A 9,896-nucleotide genomic window follows, 5' to 3' on the forward strand; every position below is an offset into this window, starting at 1 on the left:
TGCACTGCAGCCGCTGTGGCTGGTCGGCAGCCGCGAAGCCGCGGCGCGCGGGCCGAAGCAGTTCGTCGACTTCCAGAACGACGTGTCGGCCGCGGACATCCTGCTGGCCGCACGCGAAGGCTTCGAGTCGGTCGAGCACGTGAAGCGCTACACGGCGATGGGCTTCGGCACCGACCAGGGCAAGCTCGGCAACATCAACGGGATGGCGATCCTCGCGGGGGCGCTCGGCAAGACGATTCCGGAAACGGGCACGACGACGTTCCGCCCGAACTACACGCCCGTGTCGTTCGGCACGTTCGCGGGCCGCGAGCTCGGCGATTTCCTCGACCCGATCCGCAAGACCTGCGTGCACGAGTGGCACGTCGAGCACGGCGCGCTGTTCGAGGACGTCGGCAACTGGAAGCGGCCGTGGTACTTCCCGAAGAACGGCGAGGATCTCCATGCGGCCGTGAAGCGCGAATGCCTGGCGGTGCGCAACAGCGTCGGCATCCTCGACGCGTCGACGCTCGGCAAGATCGACATCCAGGGCCCGGACGCAGTGAAGCTGCTGAACTGGATGTACACGAACCCGTGGAACAAGCTCGAAGTGGGCAAGTGCCGCTACGGGCTGATGCTCGACGAGAACGGGATGGTGTTCGACGACGGCGTGACGGTGCGCCTCGCCGACCAGCATTTCATGATGACGACCACGACGGGTGGCGCGGCGCGCGTGCTGACGTGGCTCGAGCGCTGGCTGCAGACCGAATGGCCCGACATGAAGGTGCGGCTGTCGTCGGTCACCGATCACTGGGCGACGTTCGCGGTGGTCGGCCCGAAGAGCCGCAAGGTCGTGCAGAAGGTGTGCCAGGACATCGACTTCGGCAACGAGGCGTTCCCGTTCATGAGTTACCGGAACGGCACGGTTGCAGGCGCGAAGGCGCGCGTGATGCGGATCAGCTTCTCGGGCGAGCTCGCCTATGAAGTGAACGTGCCGGCGAACGCGGGCCGCGCGGTGTGGGAAGCATTGATGGCGGCCGGTGCCGAGTTCGACATCACGCCGTACGGCACCGAGACGATGCACGTGCTGCGCGCGGAGAAGGGCTACATCATCGTCGGCCAGGATACCGACGGCTCGATCACGCCGTACGACCTCGGGATGGGCGGCGTCGTCGCGAAGTCGAAGGACTTCCTCGGCAAGCGTTCGCTCGCGCGCTCGGACACCGCGAAGGAAGGCCGCAAGCAGTTCGTCGGCCTCCTGACCGAGGACGAACAGTTCGTGCTGCCGGAAGGCGCGCAGATCATCGCGAAGGACACGCAGGTGTCGGCGGTCGATCCGACGCCGATGATCGGCCACGTGACGTCGAGCTACTACAGCCCGATCCTGAAGCGCTCGATCGCGCTTGCGGTGGTGAAGGGCGGCCTGAACAAGATGGGCGAGAGCGTCGTGATTCCGCTGGCCAACGGCAAGCGCATCACCGCGAAGATCTCGAGCCCGGTTTTCTACGATACCGAAGGGGTGCGCCAGCATGTGGAATGAAACCAGAAACCAGACGCAGGTGGCGGGCGCAGGCGGCGCAACGCTTGAGTCGCCGTTCGTCGGCGCGGCCGACGTGCTGAAGCCGCACCAGGCGCGTGCATCGAAGAAGTTCACGCTGCGCGAGCGGCCGTTCCTCGATCTCGTCAACGTGCGCGGCGAGTTGAGCGATCCGGCGTTCGTCAGCGCGTTCGAGCGCGTGGTCGGCTGCCGGCCGCCCGCGGCGCCGAACACGGTGGCGCGCGGCGCCGAGTACGACGTGCTGTGGCTCGGCCCCGACGAGTGGCTCGTGCGCTCGAACGGGCCCGTGCAGGCCGGCGTGCTGGAGGCGCAGCTCGCGGAGGCCGTGCAGGGTTCGTATGCGGCGGCCGTCGACGTCGGCAGCGGCTATACGGTGGTCGAGATCAGCGGCGAACGCGTGCGTGACGTGCTTGCACGCGGCTGCCCGCTCGATCTCCATCCGCGTGCGTTCAAGCCGGGCCAGTGTGCGCAGTCGCACTACTTCAAGTCGTCGATCGTGCTGATCCCGACCGGTGACGATGCGTTCGAGATCGTCCTGCGCCGCAGCTTCGCCGACTACTTCGTGCGCATCATGCTCGACGCGGCCGCGCCGCTTGCATCATGAAGCCGTTCGACGAACCGTTCGTGGCGATCGACGCGCCGCGCCTGCGCGGGCGCGGCTGGAGCGTGTTCGTCGACGAACTGAAGGTGCCCGCGCGGATCGGCATTCATGCGCACGAGCATGAAGCGCCGCAGCCGATCGTGATCGATGCAAGGCTCGGCTACCGGTGCGAGCCGAGCGAGCAGGGCGAGTGGATCGATTACGACGGCTATTGCGCGCGGATTGCCGCGTTCCTGTCGCACAAGCCGCATACGCGGTTGCTCGAGACGCTCGTCGCCGATATCGCGGTGCTGTCGTTCCGGGAGTGGCCGGCGCTGGAGTCGCTGACGCTGTCGGTGTACAAGCCGAAGATCCGGCCCGGTACGAAGCGCGTCGGGGTGTCGCTCGACTGGACGCGCGGGGATTACTTGCGATGGACGGGGGCGGCGGGGCAGTTTTGATGGAGGATGCCACGGCAAGCCAGTGCATCTGGTTTGCCGAACGAATCTCTTTGTTCCTGAAATATGAGAACAATGGGTGTGCGGTGAATGTAATCGGCTTTGTTCCTGAAATATCGGAACAATGAGACGTTCACCCCCCGTCACGTATAACGCGAGCGCTCTTGGGCGACCAGCTTCGGACCCGCTCCAGCAGCTTGCGCCGGCCTTGCCCGCCAATGTTCGCGGTGCCGTCCCCTACGCGCCATGCCAGCGGCAATACCATTGCCGGCACGGCCTGTTCCAATCCTCTTCGAACTTCTTCTGACCGCTTTTCGATGTTTCCCACGTACTATTCGCCATTGGGAAAAATTCACGAAGACCATCGGGAAAGCGAAGATGAAACGCGCTGTGATTTGCGCTGTTGCCGCTTTGGCGCCGCTTATCGCGCATGCAGGGTGCAGTGAGAACCTCCAGAACTGGTCGGCGCAACTCCATCCCGGCCGTACGCTGGATGCTACACACGCGGTTTGCAAGGTCTGGCCCGCGAACGAGGCGCTGACGATCGGGGCGTTACCCCTGATGCAGAAAGACAGCAGCGACGGGCCGAACGTCGTCGACATCGAAGTAGTGGTTGCCGACACGGCTACGGGTGCGATAGTCGCGCATCGGTTTCAGCGATCGGCGATTCACTACGCCGAGGATCACTATTTTGAGGGCATCGAGCTCGACACGGCGCGCTATCAGCTGACCTCCACTCAACGTGCCTTCGGCGTGCGCCTCAAGTCGTCTGGCGGCCCGCCCGCGGATATGTCGGGCATCGCTACGCTGAGTCTCTATTTGATCGATGGGCAGCATTTGCGCACCGTGTTGGATCGACTGATCGTGAGCGATTGGACGGGCGACCGTGATGGTCCTTGTACAAGCACTTCAGAGACGTCGCGCACGCTCGCACTCGGTCCGGCAGACACGCAAGGCTATGCCGTTTTGCGGGTCAGCGAAAAGTACGTCGAGCGCGTGAACCGGCTCGAAGTCGATAGATGCTCGGGCCACACGTCACCCGCTCAACGCCGCAACATGACACTCGACTATCGCGATGGCACGTACCGGATACCGGATGCCATGCGAAATACCGATTGATCCGTTGCCTCCGCTCCGCCTTTCCCCCGCTCCGTCCAAAGTGACGGGTGGTGAGCAATGGGAGGTTCAGTCTGTGGCGGACATCGCGCGGATCACCTGCGATAGCTGCGATGCAGTTCGGGCGTGTCGCAGCTATCGTCCCGCGCGACAGCATCAAGCCGCAGCCGCCCCATCCAGCGCCGGATAGTCGACATACCCGCGCGCATCGCCGCCGAAGAACGTTTCGCGCCGCGCGTCGTTCATCGGCGCGCCGGTCTTCACCCGCGTCACGAAATCCGGATTCGCCAGCACCATCTGCCCGTACGCTTCGAGATCGGCCAGCCCCGACTTCAGGTCGTCGCCGATCGTGTCGCGCGGGCGGCCCGGGCGGTTCAGGATCAGCATGCCGCTCCAGCGCGCGCGCAGGTCGGCCAGCAGCGCTTCGTTGCCGTGATGCATCACGTGCAGGTAAGCGAGGCCGAGACGGTCGAGTTCGGTCGCCAGATAGCGGTTCAGGTCCGGCCCTTGCTCGCCTTCGTCCACGCCGCCGAGCGTGGCGCCGGGCGACAGGCGGATCGCGGTGCGGTCGGCGCCGATCTCGTCGGCGATCGCCGTCGCGACCTCGATCGCGAAGCGGGCGCGGTTCTCGATCGAGCCGCCATACACGTCGGTGCGCGTGTTCGCATTCGGCGAGAAGAACTGCTGGACCAGATACCCGTTCGCACCGTGGATTTCGACGCCGTCGGCACCGGCCTCGATCGCGCGGCGTGCCGCGGTGCGGAAGTCCTCGACGGTCGCGCGCACTTCCTCGGTCGTCAATGCGCGCGGCACGGGGATGTCCAGCATGCCCTTCACCGTGAACATCTGCGCACCCGGTGCGATCGCCGACGGTGCGACGGCCTGCCGGTGATGCGGCGTATTGTCGGGATGCGACATGCGTCCGACGTGCATCAGCTGGATGAACAGGCGGCTGCCGCGCGCATGCACGGCGTCGCTGATCGCCTTCCAGCCGGCGACGTGCGCGTCGGTATAGATGCCGGGCGTGGTGAGATAGCCCTGCCCGTCGTCGGAAGGCTGCGTGCCTTCGGTGACGATCAGGCCCAGGCTCGCGCGCTGCGCGTAGTATTCGGCAGCCCATTGGCCCGGCGTGCCGTCGAAGGCGGCGCGGCTGCGGGTCATCGGCGCCATGACGAGGCGGTTTTGCAGCGTGTAGCGGCCCACGCGGGCCGGGGTGAACAGTTGGCTCATGATGCGTTGCTCCTCGAGATTCGGGATAGCGGCGCCAGGTCGGTGCCGCCTCGGGCGCTGGCCGCGCACGGGTGTGCCGACCTCGCCTCCACACACCCATCATCCATTGCTTCCTTTTCGGGATAAACCGGGTAATCTGGATAACATTGATCCATTGGTGGGGCAATGAGCATGGAACTGCTGAACGACATGGCGTTGTTCGTCGAAGTCGTGAAGGCGAAGGGCTTTCGCAGCGCGGCCGAGACGCTGGGGATGCCGAACTCGACGCTGTCGCGGCGCATCGGCGCGCTGGAGAAGGCGATCGGGCTGCGGCTGCTGCATCGCACGACGCGCCGGATCGAACTGACGGAGGCCGGCCAGCTTTACTTCGAGCGCTGCAAGCGCATCGTCGACGAGGCGCGGCTCGCGCACGAGCAGCTCGGCGGGCTGCTGGCGGAGCCGACCGGCGTGCTGCGCGCATCGTTTCCGGTCGATTTCGCGGTGACCTACTTGGCGCCGCTGATCGTCGAGTTCTCGACGCGTTACCCGAAGCTGACGTTCGATTTCGAGCTGACGTCGCGGCGTGTCGATCTGGTGAGCGAACCGTTCGACGTGGCGATCCGCATGGGCGAATCCGAAGATTCTCGACTGATCGCGCGGCGGCTGGCCACGCTCGGGAACTACCTGTATGCGTCGCCCGGCTATCTCGCGCGCGAGGGCGAGCCGCGCACGCCGGACGACCTGGCGCGGCACGCGTGCCTCAGCCTGGCGAGGGCCGGCACGTGGACGCTGCACGACGGCACGCACACCGTCGCGGTACCGGTGAGCAGCCGTTTCGCGGGAAATAACGTCGGCATGCTGCGGCGCCTGGCCACGCTCGATGCGGGCATCATTTTGCTATCCGAAGCGATCGTCGCGGATGACCTGGCCGCGGGCCGGCTGCGCCGCGTGATGCCCGATTGGGAGGGCGAGCCGATTCCGGTCTATGCGATGACGGAAACGCGGCTGCTGCCCGCGAAGACGCAGCATTTCATCGAGTTTCTGAGGGAGCGTTTCGTGCAGACGTGACGAGCGGGTATCCGTTCGTCGTTCAGTTCTGCGCCGGTGACGGCGCGTCCAGCTGCGCTTCCCATTTCTTCAGGATGCGCACGCGTGCCTGGCTGAAATCGACCCAGCAGTTCATCCGCGCGTCTTCCGGGATCATCTGCTGCGGATTGGCGGTTTTCACGTAGTCGCAGGTGTCGTTGGCGAAGCGGGTCCAGCTTGCTTGCGACTTCGCGAGCGCGCTGGCGGCATCGGGGTTGCGCTGCTTGAGCCTGTGCTCGAGCGACCGGTATGCGCGTTCGACGGCCTGGTTGTTCTGATCGAGTATGCAGGTCCGCACGTTGCTCATCGTCGGGCCGTGTTGCTCGCAATCGACGGCGGCAAACGTGGTGGTGTGGCCGATCGCCAACGCGGCGACGGCAAGGAAGCGGGTGGCGTGGCGCATGCGCGTCGAACGAAGGGGGCTAGTTGTTGCGGGCCGCCGTCGGGTTCGTCTTTTCGCTGACCGGCACCATGCGGCCGTTCGTATCATTCGAGGGATTCGCGGCTTTCGCGTCGTCGTCCGGTTCGAGCACGAAGCGGAACGAATCGACCCGCTGCATCACCTTTGCCGCATACGCGTTCGAACCGCCGCTGTAGCTCCTCAGTCCGGCCCGCACGTCGCCACCGGCGGCTCTCACGTAGCCCGACAGGATCGCCGACCCGACTTCGACGTTCGCGTTCGGTTCGGTCAGGTCCTTCACGTTGCGCACCAGGCCGCGGTGCGCGGCCGGCACGACCTGCATCAGCCCGGTCGCGCCATGCTGGCCGCGCGCCTTTTCCTGGAAGCGCGATTCGATCGAAATAATGGCGTAAACGAGGGCGGGAGGCAGCGAATATTTCGTCGCAGTGACGCTCACGATATCGGCAAGCTTCGCGGCCCGCTCCTTCGCGACGCCGAACTTCTTCGTCAGGTAGGACGTGATGCGGCGGTTTGCTTCGTTCGGCTGATCGTTGGTGTCGGCGAGCGGCGCGGATGCGACGGACGGCGCCGATGCGGCCACTTCGGGCGCGGACGCAGGCAGTGCGGGCGCCTGTTGCGCCGATGCCTGTTGCGCGATACCGAGCGAAAGCACGATCAGCCAGAGAAACCGTCGCATGGTGGAGTGAGGGAATTGGAAGGCGCCTAGTATATCGGCCAATCGCCGCTGGTGGTCGAGTGCCGGTTCGAATGAAAGCGGCATGTAGGCTTGTGTCGATTCGCGTCGGTCGGCGAGCCGATCGTTGCGCGGACACGCATCGGAGTCCGGATGAACGTCGCCGGGCGGTGCGTTTCGGTCGTTTTTACATGCATTCGTGTGCGACAGGATGTGGCACTACGGGTACTACGCGCATTACGCGCGCCGTGCGGCCGCCACCCGTGCAATCGCGCCGATCGCGTCGCTGACGAGCACCGCGAGCAGCCCGACGATCGCGCCGCCCTGCAGCACGAACGCGGTGTTCGACGTCTGCAGGCCCGCGATGATCACGTCGCCGAGCCCGCGCGCGGCGACCGTCGAGCCGATCGTCGCGGTGCCGAGGTTGATCACGACCGCGAGCCGGACCCCGTTGACGATCACCGGAAACGCGAGCGGCAACTCGACCGACACGAGTTGCTGCCAGCCGCTCATTCCCATCCCGCGTGCGGCATCGACGACGTCGCGCGGCACGTCCTCGAGCCCGGCGATCGTGCTTTCGAACACGGGCAGGAGGCCATACAGCACGAGCGCGATCAGCACGGGCTTCAAGCCGAAGCCGACGGCCGGCACTGCGAGCGCGAGCACCGCGACGGGCGGGAAGGTCTGGCCGATGTCCACGACGCTGCGCGCGACCGGCAGGAAATCCGCGCCCCACGGCCGCGTGACCGCGATGCCGGCCGCGACCGCGACGATCGTGCCGATCACGCTCGACAACGCGACCGTGCCGAGATGCGCGAGCGTGAGGTCGAGCAGGCTGGCGCGATCGTAGATGACGGGTGCGCCGTTGTCCGCGAACGGTGCGAACAAGCCTTGCAGCCATGCGGGGCGCAGCAGCATCACGAGCAGCAGCGCGAGCGCCGCCGCGCGCGCGACGGTGGCAGGAAGCGCCGATCGTCCGGGCTGCACGTTGCTGCGCGTCGTCATGCGGGCTTCCTTGCGTGCGCACGGATCGCGTCGAGCGTGATGCGGCGCGTGTTGTGGCCGTCGCCGGCTTCGACCGGCAGCACGTCGACACCGCGCCACAGCAGCTCGGACACGGCATCGCGCAGCGTGCGTGTCGCGGCGATCGGTTCGCCGTCGGCATGACCGGGTTCCGCCACTGCGTCGATCGGCGTCAGCGCGAGCAGGCGCAGCGGCCGGTCGACGCCTGCGACGAGCTGCTCGACGACGCCGGCTGCCGGCTTGCCGAGTATCTCGGCCGGCGAGGCGACCTGCAGCAGCCGGCCGCCGTCCATCACCGCGATCGTGTCGCCGAGCTTCAGCGCTTCCTCGATATCGTGCGTGACGATCACGACGGTGATGCCGAGGCGGCGCTGCAACGCGAACAGGTCGTCCTGCGCCTTGTTGCGGATGATCGGATCGAGCGCGCCGAACGGCTCGTCCATCAGCAGCATCGCGGGCTCGGCTGCGAGCGCACGCGCAACGCCGACGCGTTGTTGCTGGCCGCCCGACAGTTCGTGCGGCAGCTTGTCCGCGAACTCGGCCGGCGCGAGATGAAACAGGTCGAGCAATTCGTTCACGCGCGCATCGATGCGATCGGCCGGCCAGCCGAGCAGGCGCGGCACGGTCGCGATGTTGCGCGCGACGCTCCAGTGCGGAAACAGCCCGTGCCCCTGGATCGCATAGCCGATGCCGCGACGCAACTGTTCGGGCGCGACGGTGGCCGTATCGACGCCGTCGATGCGGATCGTGCCGCTGGTGGGCGCGATCAGCCGGTTGATCATGCGCAGCAGCGTCGACTTGCCGCTGCCCGATGCGCCGACGAGCGCGGTGATCGTGCCGCGTTTCATCGTCAGCGAGACGTCGTCGACGGCGACGATATCGCCGAAGCGTTTGCCCGCACGTTCGATCTCGATCATCCTGCACGCCCCTTCGCGAGCGTGGTCGCGGCTTCGAATATCACGGCCGCCACCAGCGCGAGCACGATCGTCGGGATCGCGCCGAGCAGCACGAGATCGGCGGCCGATTGCCCGATCCCCTGGAAGATGAAGGTGCCGAAGCCGCCGCCGCCGATCAGCGCGGCGACCGCGGTCAGCCCGATGTTCTGCACGAGCACGATGCGCACGCCGCTCAGGATCACCGGCAGCGCGAGCACGAGATCGACGCGCAGCAGCCGCTGCGCGCGCGTCATGCCCATCGCGCGCGCCGCTTCCGTGACGTGCGGCGGCACTTGGCCGAGCCCGACCACGACGCTCGACGCGATCGGCAGCAGCGAATACAGGAACAGCGCGAGCACGGCCGGCGCGACGCCGATGCCGCGGATGCCGAGCGCGGCCGCGAGCGGCACGTGTGCGGCGAGCAAACCGAGCGGCGCCATCATCAGCCCGTACATCGCGATGCTGGGGATCGTCTGCACGATATTGAGCACGGGCATCGCGACGGTACGCACCGCCGCGATGCGCGCGCAGGCGATGCCGAGCGGCACGCCCGCGACGAGCGCGGCAGCCACCGAGCCACCGGCGAGCGACACGTGCCGGATCGCCTCGATCCAGAAGTCGTCGCTGCGCACCGCGTATTCGCGCATCACGGACAGGCCGTCCCACCAGCCGCTCGCGAGCGGCACCGAAATCGCTGCTATCGCGACGACGAGCGCGGCGAGGCGCCGCCACGGGCCGAATGCGAGCCGTGCGAGCGCGTCCGCGACGAGCACGGCCCACGCGAACAGCAACAACCAGACGCCGGAGGAGGGCGACACGCGGGCGAGCGTGTCATCCGGTGCGACGACGTGCGTCGCGGCC

11 protein-coding genes are annotated in these 9,896 nt (G+C 66.8%); 5 read left to right on the plus strand and 6 right to left on the minus strand.

Translation table 11 applies throughout. The features are described 5' to 3' along the window. From G3N99_RS27475 to G3N99_RS27490, 4 genes are all read left to right on the plus strand, one after another. The coding region (locus G3N99_RS27475) for a glycine cleavage T C-terminal barrel domain-containing protein (RefSeq protein WP_277396458.1) at window positions 1-1,516 on the plus strand (1,516 nt) is incomplete at its 5' end. Beyond that, a complete protein-coding gene (locus G3N99_RS27480) occupies window positions 1,506-2,138 on the plus strand; it encodes a sarcosine oxidase subunit gamma (protein ID WP_174938853.1) in 633 nt (210 codons plus the stop codon). The genes G3N99_RS27475 and G3N99_RS27480, both read left to right, overlap by 11 nt. After that, the gene (locus G3N99_RS27485) at window positions 2,135-2,575 is read left to right on the plus strand and encodes a dihydroneopterin aldolase (protein ID WP_085042872.1); all 441 of its coding nucleotides are present in this window, start codon (window positions 2,135-2,137) and stop codon (window positions 2,573-2,575) included. Before G3N99_RS27480 ends, G3N99_RS27485 begins: the two co-directional genes overlap by 4 nt. 375 nt (window positions 2,576-2,950) lie before the next feature. Next, a complete protein-coding gene (locus tag G3N99_RS27490; protein ID WP_174938855.1) occupies window positions 2,951-3,691 on the plus strand; it encodes a hypothetical protein in 741 nt (246 codons plus the stop codon). Between the two features lie 153 nt (window positions 3,692-3,844). Here G3N99_RS27490 and G3N99_RS27495 read toward each other — a convergent pair whose 3' ends face one another. Continuing rightward, window positions 3,845-4,918 carry an alkene reductase gene (locus tag G3N99_RS27495; RefSeq protein WP_206123971.1) on the minus strand — a complete coding sequence of 358 codons (1,074 nt, stop codon included), beginning with the start codon at window positions 4,916-4,918 and terminating at the stop codon, window positions 3,845-3,847. Window positions 4,919-5,089: 171 nt separating this feature from the next. Between G3N99_RS27495 and G3N99_RS27500 the strand changes: the two genes are divergently transcribed. Beyond that, the gene (locus G3N99_RS27500) at window positions 5,090-5,965 is read left to right on the plus strand and encodes a LysR family transcriptional regulator (RefSeq protein WP_174936288.1); all 876 of its coding nucleotides are present in this window, start codon (window positions 5,090-5,092) and stop codon (window positions 5,963-5,965) included. Between the two features lie 22 nt (window positions 5,966-5,987). Here the strand turns inward: G3N99_RS27500 and G3N99_RS27505 are convergent, their stop codons facing one another. From G3N99_RS27505 to G3N99_RS27525, 5 genes are all read right to left on the minus strand, one after another. After that, window positions 5,988-6,386, minus strand: a complete 399-nt coding sequence (locus tag G3N99_RS27505; protein WP_206123972.1) for a lysozyme inhibitor LprI family protein — start codon at window positions 6,384-6,386, stop codon at window positions 5,988-5,990. Window positions 6,387-6,405: 19 nt separating this feature from the next. After that, complete coding sequence (locus G3N99_RS27510; protein WP_206123973.1) at window positions 6,406-7,080, minus strand: lytic transglycosylase domain-containing protein; 675 nt, start codon at window positions 7,078-7,080, stop codon at window positions 6,406-6,408. A gap of 234 nt (window positions 7,081-7,314) precedes the next feature. Continuing rightward, window positions 7,315-8,082 carry an ABC transporter permease gene (locus G3N99_RS27515; protein ID WP_206123974.1) on the minus strand — a complete coding sequence of 256 codons (768 nt, stop codon included), beginning with the start codon at window positions 8,080-8,082 and terminating at the stop codon, window positions 7,315-7,317. Further along, window positions 8,079-9,017: an ABC transporter ATP-binding protein gene (locus G3N99_RS27520; protein WP_174931210.1), complete on the minus strand. Its 939-nt coding sequence runs from the start codon at window positions 9,015-9,017 to the stop codon at window positions 8,079-8,081. The genes G3N99_RS27515 and G3N99_RS27520 overlap by 4 nt, the downstream gene beginning before the upstream one ends. Beyond that, the coding region (locus tag G3N99_RS27525) for an ABC transporter permease (protein WP_206123975.1) at window positions 9,014-9,896 on the minus strand (883 nt) is incomplete at its 5' end. The genes G3N99_RS27525 and G3N99_RS27520, both read right to left, overlap by 4 nt.

Origin of the sequence: Burkholderia sp. Ac-20392, from assembly GCF_017104585.1 — a bacterium.
Classification (GTDB): domain Bacteria; phylum Pseudomonadota; class Gammaproteobacteria; order Burkholderiales; family Burkholderiaceae; genus Burkholderia; species Burkholderia lata.